The sequence below is a fragment of the Burkholderia sp. MSMB1589WGS genome, from assembly GCF_001636105.1.
Taxonomy (GTDB): domain Bacteria; phylum Pseudomonadota; class Gammaproteobacteria; order Burkholderiales; family Burkholderiaceae; genus Burkholderia; species Burkholderia humptydooensis.
The window spans coordinates 1,163,488-1,179,422 of the sequence record NZ_LNJT01000008.1; the positions used below are offsets into that span (position 1 = coordinate 1,163,488).

Genomic DNA, 15,935 nt, shown 5'->3' on the forward strand with positions numbered 1-15,935 from the left:
CGCTCAGCGTCCGCCGCGCAGCGCCGCGACCTTGTCGCTCAGTTCGCTGCGGCGCCGGTCGAATGCGCCGACCTGTTTGACCATCCACTCGACGACGAGCCTCAAGTTGCTGCTGACGCGCATCGATTCGTCGATCAGCAGCCCCGCGTCGAGCGCGTTGAAGCCCGCCTCCAGCGCATGCTCGCGCTCTCCCGCCTTCTCCCAGCACACGGCGCTCATCCGCCACGCCTCGACGGTCATCAACGCGTCCCGCGCGGCGGCCATCGACGCCGCCGCGCGCTCGTAGCAGTAAGCCGCCGACGCGAACGCCTTGTGCGTCAGATGCACGCTCGCCTCGCCGAACAGCCCGTTCGCGACGAGCTTGTGCCCCGCCGGATGCCCTGCGCCAAGCGCGCGCCCGCCGCTTTCGGTCGCCTGCCGATACGCATCGAGCGCGCGCTCGTGGTCGCGCCACTTCAGATACGCGGCGCCCGCGATCAGATGCACGACCACGCACTGATCGAACCACTGCTCGCGTTCGGCAATCTGCAACGCCGACGCGCGCAATCGTTCGAGCCGCGCCGGATTGCCGTCGCCGATCGTCTCGCTCAGTTCGACGAACAAACGCCTGAACTCGCCGCTCGGCCCGCGCTCGCCGGATTCCGCGAGCAATTCGCGCGGCACGCTCGCCATCGCGTAGCATCCCTTTACGATGTGCACCGTGCTCGAATGTCGCTGTTGCAACGGCTTGAACGGCTCGGCATCGATGCGCGGCAACACGAATCGCACGCGCGCGCCGAGTCTCGGCGACGATTCGACGACGTCGAGCAGTTCGCCGAGCCAACGCGCGAGCGCCGCGTCGTCGCGAACCTGCGCGGGTTGCAATGCGAACACCATCGCCGGGAAGATGTCCGGATGGTGCTGCATCAAGCTGTCGGCCACGGTCAGGAAACGCAGGATCGGATGCCCGCCGTCGTCGCGCGGCGGCTGCCAATCCGCAAGCAGCCCTTGCGCGTTCGACGCATCGCGCCGGCTGTCGTAAAACCGGATGAGCTCGTCCGTCAGCGCCGGCGCGTAACGCGCGCCGTCGAAGAAATCCGAACGCATCACGATCACCGCGCTCGATATCTCCTCCTGCGTCTGGAAATAGAGCTGCACGAGCTGCGCGTCGGCTTCGTTCGTCTGCCAGATCATCAGCCTCGCGGCGCGATCCTTCGCAAAGCCCTGCCAATCCGTGTGCGCATCCATGAACCTGCGCTCCACGGGGTTCGTGGGTTGCCAGTTCTGCATGATCCTCGCGCCCCGTCAGGGGTTCAGTTTCAGTATCGTGCCTTCCACCGTGTGCTCGCCCGTCGCCGACGACGTCACTGTCTTGCCGCGCACGCTGTGGCTTCCGCTGGCGCTCGATTCCACCGTGACGCCGTTGATCACGATCGTGCCGTCCTTCTTCAGCGTGATGCTCGCATCGCCGCAAACAAGTGCGATTTCATCGCCCGCGCCGACATGCACGTTGTTCTTCACGCTCATCGTGTGGCTCGCGCCGACGTTCACCGATTGCGAATCGCCGACGTTGAGCACGTGCGCGTTCTTGATCGTCGACGTTCGCGAGCCGATCTCCTCGGCGTGATGCTCGATGACGGCGGTCTTCATGCTTTTCGAATTCGTCTGGTAGTGCTTGGTGACGTTCAGCGTCTTGCCCTCTCCGATCGATTCGGTCTTGTCTTTCGTCACTGTCTCCACGTGATTGCCGCCGATCGTCGCTTCTCGATTCGCGCCGATGGTCACGGTTTCGTCTTTTCCGACCTGCCGCGTGCGATTGCCGACGACGCCATGCGTCTCGTTCCCGCCGATCTGCGCGACGCGATGCTTCCCGATGTTCACTGTCTCGTTCTGCCCGACACTCCTTTGCCGGTTGTTCGCGACGCTCATCGTCTCGTTGTTGCCGACCGAATGCGAATGATCGTGGCCCACCGACAGCGTGTGGTCCTGCTCGGTCTCCGCGTCGAAGTTGCGCTCCGCATGCATCCACAACTGTTCCGCGCCCTTCTTGTCCTCGAAGCGAAATGCGTTCGAATGCTCGGCCGTGCCGCCCGGCGACGAGCGCGAGAGCAGCCCGCTTTGCGTCGCGCTGCCGGGCAGCCCCCACGGCGGCATCTTCTCGCCGTTGTACACGCGCCCCGTCACGATCGGCTGATCGGGGTCGCCGTTCAGGAAATCCACCACCACCTCATCGCCGATGCGCGGTATCTGCACGCCGCCGAAGCCGCCGCCTGCCCACGGGCTCGACACGCGCACCCAGCACGACGAGTTCTGGTCGCTCTGCCCGTAGCGGTCCCAACGAAATTGCAGCTTCACGCGCCCGTACTGGTCCGTCCAGATTTCCTCGCCCTTCGGGCCGACGACGGTCGCCGTCTGCGGGCCGTTCGTGCGCGGCCGCGGCGTCGCGCGCGGCGAGCGGTACGGCAGGCTCGACGGCTGCACGAGCACCTGCGATTCGTGCGCGACCGCTTCGTTGCCGCTGTCGGTCGCGTAGGCGTTCTCCTGAAACCGATACTGGCAGCGCACGATCAGGTATTCGCGGTTCTGGTCGGCGCGCGGGCAGTGTTCGAGCGTGAACAGATAGCCGGGTGCGATCCCGCGCACGTCGGTACGCGCGAGCGCGCGCTCGTGCTCGGCCTGCTGCTCCTCGAGCCGCACGCGGCTGTAATGCGCGCCCGGCTCGTCGTCGCGATAGCCGCCGGGCCATTCGAACGACGCGAAGCTGTCATGATCGTGGCCGCGCGGATCGATCTTCTGCGCGGACAGATCCGCGCGCGGCTTCGTGTAGTCGTAGTCGCTCGTCTCGTGCTTGCCGATGCTCACCTCCTGCGCGGGCAGCCAGCTATCGATGTGCTCTTCGTCGGCGATCGCGGTGCGGTCGCGCGCGATGAATGGAATATGCTCGTAGCCGGGCAGCGCGACGTGCGACGCCATCGCGTCGCACAGCATCAGCGTGTGCGTTTGCGCCGCATGCCTGAAGTAGTAATAGATCCCTTCGAACTCCATGAGCCTGGATACGAACGCCGCGTCGGTTTCGTTGTACTGCACGCAGTATTCGCGCGGCGTGTACGTCTCGGTCAGATGGTTTTCGATCGGGAAACCATATGTGCCGAGCACGTCCTGCACGATCTCCGGCACCGTCTTGTTCTGGAAGATCCGGCAATCGGAGCGGCGCGTCGCGAGCCACATCCACGGGCGCACGATCAACTGGTAGCCGTAGTGCCGCTCCGCACGCCGCCCGACGAGCGACGCGCGCGCGACGATGCCGTTCAGATAGCGCGCCGATTCGTCCTGCTGCCGGATGCGCACCGTCACCGGCTTGCCGAGCAGCTCCTTCAGCGACAGGCTGTGATTGTCGGCGAGCGCTTCGATCCGGAAGTCGAACATTCGCCCGAGCGCTTCCTCGCCGTAGAGCTGGTGAAACTTCAGGTCGTCTCCGTGCAGGCTGTCGAGTGTGAACACGCGGGTCACGTCGCGCCCTCCTCTTCGAATCGATAAACAAACTGGCCGTCGTCGGCGCTCACGTCGATCGCCCGCAGCGCGCGCCCCTCGATCGTCGCGCGCAGGATCTCCTGACTGATGCGCGGCAGCACCGTGTGCGTGAGGATCGCGTCGACCATCCGGCCGCCGGATTCGATCGTCCGGCAGCGCTCGACGATCAGCGCGGTCGCCGAATCCGCGCAGCGCAGCGCGATGCCGTGATGCGCTTCGATGCGGCGCTCGATGCGGTCGAGCTGCAATGCGACGATCCGCGCGAGCATCTCGTCGGTGAGCGGGTAGTACGGGACGACCGTCAGGCGTCCCAACAATGCGGCGGGGAACACGTCGCGCAGCGGCGCGCGCAGCGCGTCGGTCAACGTCTGCGCATCGGGCGGGCGCTGCGGATCGCGGCACAACTGCATCACGCGCTCGGAGCCGACGTTCGACGTGAGGATGATCACCGTGTTGCGAAAGTCGATGTAGCGCCCTTCGCCGTCTTCCATCCAGCCCTTGTCGAACACCTGAAAGAAGATCTCGTGCACGTCGCGATGCGCCTTCTCGATCTCGTCGAGCAGCACGACGCTGTATGGCCGCCGCCGCACCGCCTCGGTCAGCACGCCGCCCTGTCCGTAGCCGACGTAGCCGGGCGGCGCGCCCTTCAGCGTCGACACCGTATGCGCCTCCTGAAACTCGCTCATGTTGATCGTGATCGCGTTGTGCTCGCCGCCGTACAGCGTCTCGGCGAGCGCGAGCGCGGTCTCGGTCTTGCCGACGCCGGACGGCCCGCACAGCAGGAACACGCCGTGCGGCTTCGCCGGATCGTCGAGCCGCGCGCGCGCGGTCTGAATGCGTTGCGCGATCAGCTCGACCGCATGCCGCTGGCCGACGACGCGCTCGGCGAGCGTATCGGCCAGCTTCAGCACCGATTGCATCTCGTCGCGCACCATCCGGCCGAGCGGAATGCCGGTCCAGTCGGACACGACGGCCGCCACCGCGTGCGTGTCGACCGCGGGCAGCACGAGCGGCGTCTCGCCTTGCAAATCGGCGAGCTCGCTCAATGCAGTCGAAAGCTTTGCCTGCGCATCCGCGCGATCCGTTGCATCGAGCGCGCGCGACGGATCGTCCGCGAGCAGCGAAGTCCTCCAGTCGACAATCTTGCCGAGCGCATCGCGCTCGGCCTGCCAGCGCGCATCGAGCGCATCGAGCGCCGCCTGTTCGCTCGCGATCGATGCGTCGATCGCACCGAGCCGCGGCGCATCGCCCGCGCCGAGCGCGCACTCGCGCGCGACGAGCTCGCGCTCGACGCGCAGGCTGTCGATCCGGCGCCGCGCATCCTCGATCGGCGCGGGCACCGCATGCTGGCTCACCGCGACGCGCGCGCACGCGGTGTCGAGCAGGCTGATCGCCTTGTCGGGCAACTGCCGCGCGGGAATATAGCGATGCGACAGCATGACGGCCGCCCGCAGCGCATCGTCGAGCACCAGCACGCGGTGGTGCGCTTCGAGTTTCGCGGCGAGCCCGCGCAGCATCGTCAGCGCCGCGTCCTCCTCTGGCTCGCGCACCTGCACGAGCTGGAAGCGCCGCGTGAGCGCCGGGTCCTTCTCGATGTATTGCTTGTACTCGGACCACGTCGTCGCGCCGATCGTGCGCAGCAAGCCGCGCGCGAGCGCCGGCTTCAGCAGGTTCGCCGCGTCGCCCGTGCCCGCCGCGCCGCCCGCGCCGACGAGCGTGTGCACTTCGTCGATGAACAGAATGACGGGCCGCTCGCTCGAGCTCGCCTCGTCGATCACGCCGCGCAGGCGGCTCTCGAATTCGCCTTTCACGCTCGCGCCCGCCTGCAGCAAGCCGATGTCGAGCAGATACAGCTCGACGTCGCGCAGCGGCGGCGGCACGTCGCCCGCGACGATGCGCAGCGCGAAGCCTTCGGCCACCGCGGTCTTGCCGACGCCCGCTTCGCCGACGAGCAGCGGATTGTTCTGCCGGCGCCGCAGCAGGATGTCGACGATCTGGCGAATCTCGCCGTCGCGGCCGACCACCGGATCGATCTCGCCCGCGCGCGCCCGCGCGGTCAGGTCCACCGCGTAGCGCGCGAGCGCCGAGCCTTCGCGCGCGGCGGACGATGCGCCGCCCGCCGCGCCCGCCGATGCGCGCGCCGCCGGCGGCGGCGCTTCCGGCGAGCCTTCGACGATCTGCTCGAGCTCGTCGGCGAGCACGTCCGGCACGATCCGCTCGAAGTCGCGCGCGATCGCATACAGCACGTTGCGCAGTTGCGTCGTCTTCAAGATCGCGAGCAGCAGCACCGCGCTTCGGATTTGCGTCGCGTCGTACTTGAGCGTTGCGTACACCCATGCGCGCTCGACCGCATCGTCGATGTGCGCGGACAGATCGGACACCGAGCCGGCGCCGCGCGGCAGCCGCTCGAGCGCCGACACGATCCCGCGATCCACCGCCGCCGTGTCGATGTCGAAGCGGCGCAGGATGCGGTGCACGTCGCTGTCCGGGCGCTGGAGCATCGGATTCAGCCAGTGCACGAGCTCGACGTATGGATTGCCGCGCAGCCGGCAGAAGCCCGTCGCCTGCTCCAGCGTCTCGTAGAGAAAAGCGTTCAGTTTTCCGAACAAGGTCACTCGGCCGATATCGGACATGGCGATTCCCGTTCAGGCAGGTTGTCGATCAAGCGCGTCGGCGGCGGCCGCCTGATCGGCCGCGGTCGATCGAACGCGCGCGGCGTCCGCGCTCGCCCCCCCGCCGCGCGCATGGAGCGCGCGCGCGTCGTAGCCGAGCACGAGATCGTGCGCGGGGCCGGGATCGAGCCGCTCGCCGAGCCACGCGGTGCGGCCGAGCCCGTGACGGCCGCCGAGCGCGAGCGCCGGCACTTCGTCGTGCGCGAGCTCGAGCTGCACGTCCCAGTCGAATTCGATGCCGACGTACTCGCGCACCCATTGCGCGAGCCGCCGCGCGTGCGCGCCGCCCGGCAGGAACTGCCGGTATTCGTCGAGCGTCAGCGGGCCGAGCACAATCCGCAAGCGCGATTGCGCGTCGCGCACCGCATAGCCGAGCACGGCGCTGCCGAGCGGCTGCGTCGGCCGCGTCGCGCGGATCGCGCAGCGCTGCGCGCGCTCGAGCATCACCCATTGCGGCACGTGTTCGACGATACGCACCCGCACGCCGAAGTAGCGCCGCAGGATCTGCACGAGCCCCTCCGGATTGCGCGTGTGCCGCACCAGATGGCCCGCCTGGTGATACTTCGCATGCGGCGCGAGCACGCCGGCGCTGTCTGACGCGTCGGCATCGGGCGAGGGCGCGTCGCGCGGCCCGATCAGGCTCGCGACGTAGCGGTCGAACCGCGCGCGCGCCGGCCGGTCGAGGCTGACGGTCGGCTGCGCGTCGGCCCACGCGCGATAGAACAGCAGGATCAGCCGATGATGGAACAGGTCGGCGAACGCGGCGAACGTCGGATCGTCGTGCTGCGTCGCGCGTTCATACGCGTACTCGGTCAGATGCGACGGCAGCGGCCCGTTCGGCCCGAACAATCCGAAGCCGTGAATCGCGACGCGCGGATGCGGGCCGTCGTCGCGCACGTCGGCGAGCATCGCCGCCGCGAACGCGAGCGACGGCGCCTGGCCGAACCGCACCGGCTCGTCGCGCGGCCGCGACGCATAGCCGGACGGCGCGTGCTCCGGCGACAGCGCATCGAGCCAGCGCAGCGCATGGAACAGATCGTAGCCGTGCGGCGCGGCGCGCAGGCGGCGCCACCAGGCGTCGCGGCGCGCGGCGTCGGCATGCGGCGCTGCGTTCAGATCCGCACGCGGAGCCGCGCCCTCGTCCACGTTCGAGTCCGCGCGCACGTCCGTCGCGGCCGGCTCCGGTTTCGGATGCGTCGTCATATCGCGGGCCGCCTGCCGACGCGCGTCGGCCACTGCGCGAGCCTGCCGCGCTGCGCGCTGCTCAGCACGCATTCGGCGAACGAGTTGATCGACACGTGCCGCGCGAAGAACTGCTCGAGCACCGCGCCGAGCAGATACGGGCTGTCGCCGGAAAACGCGTGATCGTCGACGGTCACGTCCACCTGCACGCCGCGCCCGAACATCAGCGGCCCGGCGGCCGGCAGCCGGCGGAACACCGGCGTGAACGCGACGCGGTGCACGCCGTCGATCTGCCGGCGCATCGCCGCGTCGGCCGGGTCCGCATGCAGGCCGAGCAGCTCGCGCAGCACGCGCGCGCCTTCTTCGTCGTCGACGTCGGTCAGCGTGTGGCGCGCGAGCCCGAGGTGGCTCACGAGCCGCCATGCGGTCTGCGCATCGGCGATCGGCGGACGCGGCCGCGACGGCCCGCGGATCGCGGCGATCCGCTCGACGGGCGCCGACACGCGCAGCGTGAACGCGTTCGCATCGCCCGCCGGCAACAGCAGCACGAGGTCGCGATTCGTGCACAGCGTGTCGACGGACAGATAGCGGATCGATTCGTCGTGCGGCGCGCAATCGCTATCGACGAGCGACACGAACGTCTCGCTGCCGACGTAGCCGGTGCGCGTGCCGTTCGCGCGCGCCTGCGCGGACACGAGGCGCGGCTCGCGGCGCACCGTGTAGTACGCGCCGTAATTGCCGTCGTCGCCCGCGAACGACGCGTGGAACGGCCGGAACACGCGTGCCTGACCGTCGTCGCGCGGCTCGCTCGCGAGCCGACGCACCGCGTAGACCTCGTAGTCGAGCGGCCGGCTGCGATCGACGACCACATGGTGCTCGCGCGCGCCCGGATGAACCGGAATGCGGTCCGCGCGACGTGCGAACAGATTGACGGCCGGCGTGCAGTTCAACGCGATGTGCCGCGCGTCGACGCTGTTTTCGAGCGCAGCATCATGCCGATCGAGCAGCAGCGTCAGCTCGAACGTGTCGCCCGTCGCGCGCGCGAGCGCGGGCCGCAACCCTTCGATGCTGAAGAACAGGAAGCGCGCGGGAAACGCGAAATACTCGCGCAGCAGGCGGTAGCCTTGGAAGCTGCGGCCGTCGTCGGGCAGCAGCGCCTGGTCCGCGTCGAAGCCCTGATGGGCGAGCGCATCCGCGCCGAGCACGTGCAGCCAGCGCGGCGGCTGCGCCGCGTCGTGGCAGACGACGCCGATCGTATGTCCGGCGATCAGTTCGAGCAGATGCAGCGCGTCGCGCTCGGGGCCGGCGAGATGGAACATCAGCCGGTCGATCGGCAGTTGCGCGAGACTCGCGCCGCCGCGTGCCTTCAGCCGGATGCGCAGCGCGCCGCGCACGTCGCGCCGCGAGGCTGTCGCCGAGCGCGGCAGATACGCGGGCGCGCCCGTGACCGTGGCGGCCGCGAGTTCCAGCGGCCACAGCGTCAGATCGTGCGCGGTGCGAAACTCGCACGCGGTCTGCTCGGACGCGGCCGGCCGCGCGCGCAGCGCGGTGCCCGCCGGCAGCCGGTAGCCTTGCGCGAGGCTGCCCTCGTTCATCATCGGCGTGAACTGAACGATCGCCATCGACGGAATCGGCGCGACGTAGCCCGGATACACCGCGTCGAGCAGCGCCTGCGTGAAGCGCGGAAACTCCGCGTCCATCTTGAGCTGCACGCGCGCGGTGAGGAAGCTGAAGCCTTCGAGCAGCCGCTCGACGTATGGATCGGGCGGCCCCGATTCGTGCATCCGCAGGCGCGCGGCCACTTTCGGAAACTGCTGCGCGAACTCGCCGCCGAGCTCGCGCAGGTATGCGAGCTCGCGGTTGTAGTAATCGAGCAGGCGCGTGTCCATCGCGTCAGCCTCCCGCCGCCGGTTGCAGCGCCATCGCGCCCGTCTCCAGATCGAGATCCGAGCGCAGCACGAACTCGACCGGATGCGGGACCGACCACAGCGTGCCCTTGATCTCGAACATCAGCACGTTGTGCCGGCGCTCGCCCGCCGCGCCGCCCGGCGTGTCGAGCACGCTGCGCACCTCGACGCTGTCCGGCGCGATGCGCGGCTCGAAGCGCACGATCGCATCGCGGATCGACGCCTCCACCGACATCCGCTCGACGCCCGACATCGGCTTGCCGACGAGCGGCCGCATCCCGTAGTTGAGCACCGACGCCTGCGCGTGCGCGAACGCCGACCAGTCGACGAAGCCGTCCTCGCCGTTGCGCGTGTTGAGCAGCCACGTCAGGTCGCGCAGCACCGCCGCGCGCAGCCGCTCGCCGCCGATCGCCTGCGCGTCGGGCGGCTCGGTGCGCCGCTCGCGCTCAGCGTCGGTCAGCCGGTCGAGCAGCGCCGGCTGCAGCCGGTCGCGCGCGGCGCGCATGCCGCCCTCCCGGCTGCCCCCGGTTCGCACGTCGTCGTCCACGGTTCGCGCTGCCCGCCGTCACATCTCGGTGTTTTCCTTGATGTTCCAGCCTACCGACACCTCGGCGCCCTTGCCGCCGTTGTCGTTCTGCTGCCAGTACTGCTTCTTGACCTTCGCGGCCTGGAAGCCGTACTGCATCAGCAGCCGGTCGGCGGCGTCGCCCGGATCGACGCCCGCGATCTGCGCGGACGTGACGAGCACTTCCTGCAGCGTCACGCGCATGAACTCGATCTGCGAGCCGCCCGTCTTGCACGCCGAGATCTCGACGGACGACAAATGTTTGCCGTTCGCGCAGTTCTTGATGATCGCCGTGGCGCCCTTGTCCATGTACGCGGCCACGACGAGATCGTTGAAGCTCGCCTTGCCCGCGTTGCCGCCGCTGCCGCTCGCCATCGCGCCCGGCTGGCTCGCGCCCCACGAGAACGACTGGATGTCGGTCCAGCCCTTGTGCTGCGCATCGGCCGATTCGCCGGTGACGCCGTCCACTTTCATAAACATTGCGACGCCCATCGATTTCTCCGTTTGGGTTGATTGAGGGATGTCAGTCGAGTCTCATCGGCCGGTTGACGTTCATGCGCTCGCCGCCTTCGCCGACGGCAGCTTCGAGATGAGCCGCAGCGACACGGTGAGCCCTTCGAGCTGGTAATGCGGCCGCAGGAAGAACTTCGATGCGTAATAGCCGGGGTTGTCGTCGATCTCCTCGACGACGACCTGCGCGGCCGCGAGCGGCTTGCGCGCCTTCGTCTCCTGCGACGAGTTCGCCGGATCGCCGTCGACGTAGTTCATGATCCAGTCGTTGAGCCAGCGCTCCATGTCGTCGCGCTCGCGGAACGAGCCGATCTTGTCGCGCACGATGCACTTCAGGTAATGCGCGAAGCGGCAGCACGCGAACAGGTACGGCAGGCGGCCCGAGAGCCGCGCGTTCGCGGTCGCGTCGGGATCGTGATACTCGGCGGGCTGATACAGCGACTGCGCGCCGATGAACGCCGCGAAATCCGAATTCTTTCGATGAACGAACGGCATGAAGCCGTTCTTCGCGAGCTCGGCCTCGCGGCGGTCGCTGATCGCGATCTCGGTCGGGCACTTCTGGTCGACGCCGCCGTCGTCGGTCGGGAACGTGTGGCACGGCAGCCCTTCGACCGCGCCGCCCGATTCGACGCCGCGGATCGACGAGCACCAGCCGTACAGCTTGAACGAGCGGTTGATGTTCGCCGCCATCGCGTATGCGGAATTCGCCCACGTGTAGCGGTCGTGGCTCGCGGCTTCGGTGTCTTCCTCGAAGTCGAATTCGTCGACGGGATTCGTGCGCGCGCCATACGGCAGCCGCGCGAGAAAGCGCGGCATCGCGAGCCCGACGTAGCGCGAATCCTCGGACTGGCGCAGGCTGCGCCACGCCGCGTATTCGGTGTTCTGGAAGATCTTCGTCAGATCGCGCGGATTGGCCAGCTCCTGCCACGAATCCATCTGCATCAGCTCGGGCGACGCGCCCGCGATGAACGGCGCGTGCGCGGCCGCCGCGATCTTCGACAGCTCGCCGAGCATCTCGACGTCGGGCGGGCTGTGGTTGAAATAGAAATCGCCGACGAGGCAGCCGAACGGCTCGCCGCCGAACTGCCCGTACTCCTCTTCGTAGACCTTGCGAAAGAGCGGGCTCTGATCCCACGCGACGCCCTTGTAGCGCTTCAGCGTGCGCGCGAGCTCGTTGCGCGACGCGGGCAGCGCCTTGATCTTCAGCAGCTCGTCGGTCTCGGTGTTCGTGACGAGATAGTGCAGCCCGCGCCATGCGCCCTCGAGCGTCTGGAACTCCTCGTGATGCAGGATCAGGTTGATCTGCTCGGAGAGCTTGCGGTCGATCTCGGCGATGATCTGCTTGACGCTGCCGTAAGCGTCGGTCGTCATGCCGACCGTGTGCTCGAGCGCCTGCTGCGCGAGCGTGCGCACCGCGCGCTCGACCGATTCGCGCGCCTCCGCGGTCTTCGGCTTGAACTCCTTCTGCAGCAGCGCGGCGAACTCGTCGCGCGCGACGACGGGCTGCGCGGCCTCGCGCGTGTCGGCCCGGGTTGGAGCGTGTTCATTCATGGCGAATCTCCGAATCGTCCGCGGCGCCGGTGCCGGCGATGGCCGGCGCGCCGCCGTCGGCGCTCGCCGCGAGCGGCTGCCGCACGAGCGACTTCAGCAGTTCCGGATCGTTGATCGCGTTTTCGATCAGTTGCTCGGCGCCGTGCTTGCCGTCCATGTACGACAGCAGGTTCGACAGCTCGGTGCGCGCCTCCAGCAGGCGCCTGAGCGCATCGACGTTGCGCGCGATCGCGGCGGGCGAGAAGTCGTCGATGCTCTCGAACGTCATGTCGACGCTCAGCATCCCGTCGCCCGACAGCGTGTTCGGCACGTGGAACGCGACGCGCGGCGCGATCGATTTCATCCGCTCGTCGAAGTTGTCGACGTCGACTTCGAGGAACTTGCGCTCCGGCAGCTCCGGCAGCGGCTCGGCCCGCTTGCCCGCGAGATCGGCGATCACGCCCATCACGAACGGCAACTGGACGCTGCGCTCGGCGCCGTAAGTCTCCACGTCGTACTCGATCTGCACGCGCGGCGCGCGGTTGCGCGCGATGAATTTCTGTCCGCTGGCCAAAGCCTTGTACTTGCTCGTCATCGTCTGCTCCTTCGCAATCAGGTTGCGTCGATCATGTCCGCCGCCCGCAGCGGCGCCTCGCATCATTCGCTGCGCTGGCCGCTCAGCATGTCGAGCTTCGGCAGGCTCTCCGGAGCGAGATCCCGGATGATTTCGTAGAAGTCGAGCGACAGCAGCCGCTGCGCGCGGCGCAGCAGGATCGGCGCCGGGTGGCTCGGCTCGTGCAGCTCGAAGTAGCGGCACATCTTTTCGAGGCCGAGCTGCACGTCGTCGCGGCTCGTCACCTCGGCGTCGCGCCATGCGCGGCCGTTCGCGGCGAAGGCCGGCGCGGCCGCGCCATTTGCCGCGCCGTTTGCCGCGCCGTTTCCCGCGCCGTTTCCCGCGCCGGTTGCCGCGCCCGCCGTCGCGTCTGCCGCGCCCGCCTGCGGCGCGCCCAAGGGCGGCGGCAGCCCGTCGCGCACGATCCGGCGCAGCGCCTTCTCGAAGTCGCTCGCGTCCGGCGCCCATTCGTCGCCGAGCTTCGATGCGACGCACGCGCGAATCGCATCGAGCGCGTCGAGCGCGGCGAACGCCGCCCGCAACGTCGGCTGCCCGCCGTCGCGCGCGCGCACCAGATCGGCGATCAGCCGCTCGCGGCCGCCCGGATAGCCTTCCGCGCCGCCGTCCCGGCCGTCGAACGCACGCTCGGCGTCGCGCACGCTCGGGCCGCCGTCGAAGAGCGCCTGCCGGCGCGCGGCGCGCGCGCAGCCGTGCGCGCCCGCGACTTCGGCGAGCGCGTTCGCGCGCAGCGTCGGATCGCGGTCGCCGTCGGCGTCGAGGCGCGGATGAACGTCGTCCCACCACAGCGCGAGCATCCCCGCGACGAGCTTCAGCCCGTCCGCATAGCCGGGAATGCCGCGCAACTCGGTCCAGCTACGCGCGAGATGCGCGGCGACGCGCAGATCCTTCGTGCGCCCCGACAGCTCGAGCGCGAGACGCTCGACCGCGCTCCAGTCGGGCGCCTCGGCCGGAATCACGGTGTCGCCGTATTGCTGCTCGGGCCGCGGCGTCGCGCTTTCCTGCAGCCGCAGGAAATCCTGCTCGTATTCGAGATTCGCGCCGCACGGCAAGTCGGGCGCGACGCCGGCGAGCAACGATTCGATCGGATCTGAACTCTGCATGGGTCTTCCCGTGGATGGGCCGGCGCCGGCGGCGCGCGCCGGCATGTCGGCGTCATTCGAACGCATAGTCGATGCTCACCGGCTTGCTGCCCGGATCGATCTTCACCGTGCGCCGCAGCGGCGGCAGCGTGCCGTTGCGGATCTCGATCTGATAGACGCCCGGCGCGAGCGACAGCGTCCGCAGCGGCGGACTCGCGCCGCGCTTCACGCCGCTCACGTACACGTCGCCCCACGGGCGCACGTGGAATCGCACGGGGATCGTCTCCTGCAAGTCCGGCGGCTGCTGGTCGGCCGCGGCGGCGGCCTCCGCGGCGACGGACGGCGAGACGGGCGGCGCGCCGCCGCTCGCGGACGGATTCGCGACGACCATCTCCGTCGCGTCGAGGCTGCCCTTCGGCGCGAGGTTCGCAGCCGGCGCGGCGCGCGCGGACGCGGCGCCCGCGTCGTTGTTCGCGATCTGCGGCGCGGCGCTCGCGCCGGCGGCCGTCGTCGCAACGGTCGGCGCGGGCTCGTGCGCGATCGTGTCGGCGGGCGTGGAGGGCGGCGCGAGCGCGGGCTGCGGCTCGGCGCGTTGCGCAAGCGTGGCAGGCGCGCTGCCGGGCGCGGGCGTGAGCGCGGGCGTTGCGGCGAGCGGCGGCGACGCGCTCGCGTTCGTCGCTGTCGTCTCGGGACGGCCGGACGGCTTCACGAGATACGCGACACCGATGCCGATCGCGAGCGACACCGCGAGCGCACCACCCGCATATGCGATCGTTCGCCGGTCGCGCCATCCCGTCCGTGCGGCGGCGGATGCGCCGAATGCGACAGCCGCCGCGCCGGGCCGCGGCGGCAGCGGGTCCCGTTCGCCCGCGTGCTCACGCGAAGGTGACAGCGACGGCGCGTGATCGGCGCGCGGCCGTAAAAGCCCGGCCTCGCGATCGTCGGTCGACGGTGGCTGCTGCGGCGGCGCGGCCGATGCACCGCCGGCCCGTTCGGCGGCGGCCGAAGCCGAATCTCCGCGCCGATACGAGGCCGACTCTTGCGACTCTTGCGACTCTCGCGACTCTAGCGGCGGTCGAGACTGTCGCGCGCGCTCCCCGTCGAGCCGCATCGCCGCCGCGTCCGCGCCTACGTCGGCATCGTCGCGTCGCCGCGCATCCGGCGAACGGGACGTCGCAGCCCGCTGCGCGCCGTCCTCCGCCGCGTCCGCCTCGCGATCGCCCGCCGGCTCGCGCGGCTGCGCTTGCGCCGGGCTCGCCGGCGGCGCGACATGAGGCGAAGGCGGCCGCTCGAACTCGCGCAGCCCGAGCTCCGCCGCGAATTGCGCAACCGACTCCGGCCGGTCGGCGATCTTCAGTTGCAGCGCGTGGTCGATCGCCGCGAGAAACGCCGGGCTGTACGGCTCGCGCGCGGTCAGCTCGCGCGTCGCGAGCGGCCGGTAGGTGTCCTGGATGCTGCGCACGACCGCCGCGGGCGGCAGCTCGCCCGTGACCATCGCGTGCATCACCGCGCCGAGTGCATACAGATCGGTCCACGGCCCCTGGCCGAACGCCGGATCGTCGGTGTACTGCTCGATCGGCGCATAGCCCGGCTTGATCATCATCGCGCTGTCGTCGACGAGATCGCCGATCCGTTTGCGCGCCGCGCCGAAGTCGAGCAGGATCGGATTGCCGTCGGGCCGGATCAGGATGTTGTCGAGCGCGATGTCGCGATGGAAGCACTGCGCGCGATGCAGCGTGTCGAGCGCGCCGAGCAGCGCCGCGACGATGTGGCGCAATTGCGTCTCGCCCATCTGCGCGCCGCCGTCGAGCAGTTGCTTGAGCGTGCGCCCTTCGTAGAACGGCATCACCATGTACGCGGTGCCGTGGCTCTCCCAGAAATGCAGCACCTTGACGAGCCCCGGATGGTCGAACTGCGCGAGCAGCCGCGCCTCGTTGAGGAACGCGCTGCGGCCCGCGTCGAACGCCTGCGCGAAGCGCACCGAGCGCAGCGACACCGTGTAGTCGCCGCCGCGCGTCGCGAGCATCGACGGCATGTATTCCTTGATCGCGACCGCGCGCCGCAGCGTGCGGTCGAACGCGCGATAGACGATCCCGAAGCCGCCGACGCCGAGCACCTCGTCCAGTTGCAATTCGCCGAGGCGATGGCCGAGCGGCAGCGGCCGCACCGCGAATTCGGCGGCGGCGCTGCGGGTCATGGTCTCCTGCTCGTTGTCTCTCGAAAATGGGTCCGTCATGTGCCACCTCGTGATTCCGCAAAGATTTCACGAATCGCAGCCGGATCGCGCCGACTTCGCGCGCCGCTGCGTTGCGTGTCGGCGCGCGAAGTCGCACGCCGCTCCTTGCT

Annotated in this window: 11 protein-coding genes; all 11 read right to left on the bottom strand. The window is 69.4% G+C overall.

Annotation, left to right across the window (positions count from 1 at the left end; genetic code table 11):
- Positions 1-3: 3 nt before the first annotated feature.
- Positions 4-1,269 carry a hypothetical protein gene (locus tag WT16_RS22930; RefSeq protein ID WP_063534291.1) on the bottom strand — a complete coding sequence of 422 codons (1,266 nt, stop codon included), beginning with the start codon at positions 1,267-1,269 and terminating at the stop codon, positions 4-6.
- A gap of 15 nt (positions 1,270-1,284) precedes the next feature.
- Positions 1,285-3,489, bottom strand: coding sequence for a type VI secretion system tip protein VgrG (gene tssI, locus WT16_RS22935; protein ID WP_015604070.1), 2,205 nt, complete (start codon positions 3,487-3,489; stop codon positions 1,285-1,287).
- Positions 3,486-6,143 (bottom strand): type VI secretion system ATPase TssH, encoded by a 2,658-nt coding sequence (gene tssH / locus WT16_RS22940; RefSeq protein ID WP_063534292.1) that lies wholly within the window; start codon positions 6,141-6,143, stop codon positions 3,486-3,488. The genes tssI and tssH overlap by 4 nt, the downstream gene beginning before the upstream one ends.
- Positions 6,144-6,155: 12 nt before the next feature.
- Positions 6,156-7,418, bottom strand: coding sequence for a type VI secretion system baseplate subunit TssG (gene tssG / locus WT16_RS22945; RefSeq protein WP_041862009.1), 1,263 nt, complete (start codon positions 7,416-7,418; stop codon positions 6,156-6,158).
- The gene (tssF, locus tag WT16_RS22950) at positions 7,382-9,253 is read right to left on the bottom strand and encodes a type VI secretion system baseplate subunit TssF (RefSeq protein WP_015603824.1); all 1,872 of its coding nucleotides are present in this window, start codon (positions 9,251-9,253) and stop codon (positions 7,382-7,384) included. The genes tssG and tssF overlap by 37 nt, the downstream gene beginning before the upstream one ends.
- A 4-nt stretch (positions 9,254-9,257) precedes the next feature.
- Positions 9,258-9,776 (bottom strand): type VI secretion system baseplate subunit TssE, encoded by a 519-nt coding sequence (tssE, locus tag WT16_RS22955; protein WP_082875071.1) that lies wholly within the window; start codon positions 9,774-9,776, stop codon positions 9,258-9,260.
- A 60-nt stretch (positions 9,777-9,836) separates the two neighbouring features.
- On the bottom strand, positions 9,837-10,328 hold the full coding sequence (locus tag WT16_RS22960) for a type VI secretion system tube protein Hcp (protein WP_009915945.1): 492 nt from the start codon (positions 10,326-10,328) through the stop codon (positions 9,837-9,839).
- Between the two features lie 60 nt (positions 10,329-10,388).
- On the bottom strand, positions 10,389-11,897 hold the full coding sequence (gene tssC / locus WT16_RS22965; RefSeq protein ID WP_006028200.1) for a type VI secretion system contractile sheath large subunit: 1,509 nt from the start codon (positions 11,895-11,897) through the stop codon (positions 10,389-10,391).
- Positions 11,890-12,471, bottom strand: a complete 582-nt coding sequence (gene tssB / locus WT16_RS22970) for a type VI secretion system contractile sheath small subunit (protein ID WP_063534941.1) — start codon at positions 12,469-12,471, stop codon at positions 11,890-11,892. Before tssB ends, tssC begins: the two co-directional genes overlap by 8 nt.
- 62 nt (positions 12,472-12,533) lie before the next feature.
- Positions 12,534-13,610 carry a type VI secretion system protein TssA gene (gene tssA / locus WT16_RS22975; protein WP_063534294.1) on the bottom strand — a complete coding sequence of 359 codons (1,077 nt, stop codon included), beginning with the start codon at positions 13,608-13,610 and terminating at the stop codon, positions 12,534-12,536.
- Between the two features lie 52 nt (positions 13,611-13,662).
- Positions 13,663-15,825, bottom strand: coding sequence for a serine/threonine-protein kinase (locus tag WT16_RS22980; RefSeq protein ID WP_063534295.1), 2,163 nt, complete (start codon positions 15,823-15,825; stop codon positions 13,663-13,665).
- Between the last annotated feature and the right edge of the window lie 110 nt (positions 15,826-15,935).

Excerpts from the sequence above, each read along its gene's own strand:
- tssC (WP_006028200.1), bottom strand. The coding sequence starts at position 11,897 with ATGAATGAACACGCTCCAACCCGGGCCGACACGCGCGAGGCCGCGCAG.
- tssH (WP_063534292.1), bottom strand. The coding sequence starts at position 6,143 with ATGTCCGATATCGGCCGAGTGACCTTGTTCGGAAAACTGAACGCTTTT.
- tssA (WP_063534294.1), bottom strand. The coding sequence starts at position 13,610 with ATGCAGAGTTCAGATCCGATCGAATCGTTGCTCGCCGGCGTCGCGCCC.
- WT16_RS22960 (WP_009915945.1), bottom strand. The coding sequence starts at position 10,328 with ATGGGCGTCGCAATGTTTATGAAAGTGGACGGCGTCACCGGCGAATCG.
- WT16_RS22930 (WP_063534291.1), bottom strand. The coding sequence starts at position 1,269 with ATGCAGAACTGGCAACCCACGAACCCCGTGGAGCGCAGGTTCATGGAT.
- tssF (WP_015603824.1), bottom strand. The coding sequence starts at position 9,253 with ATGGACACGCGCCTGCTCGATTACTACAACCGCGAGCTCGCATACCTG.
- tssE (WP_082875071.1), bottom strand. The coding sequence starts at position 9,776 with ATGCGCGCCGCGCGCGACCGGCTGCAGCCGGCGCTGCTCGACCGGCTG.
- WT16_RS22980 (WP_063534295.1), bottom strand. The coding sequence starts at position 15,825 with ATGACGGACCCATTTTCGAGAGACAACGAGCAGGAGACCATGACCCGC.
- tssB (WP_063534941.1), bottom strand. The coding sequence starts at position 12,471 with ATGACGAGCAAGTACAAGGCTTTGGCCAGCGGACAGAAATTCATCGCG.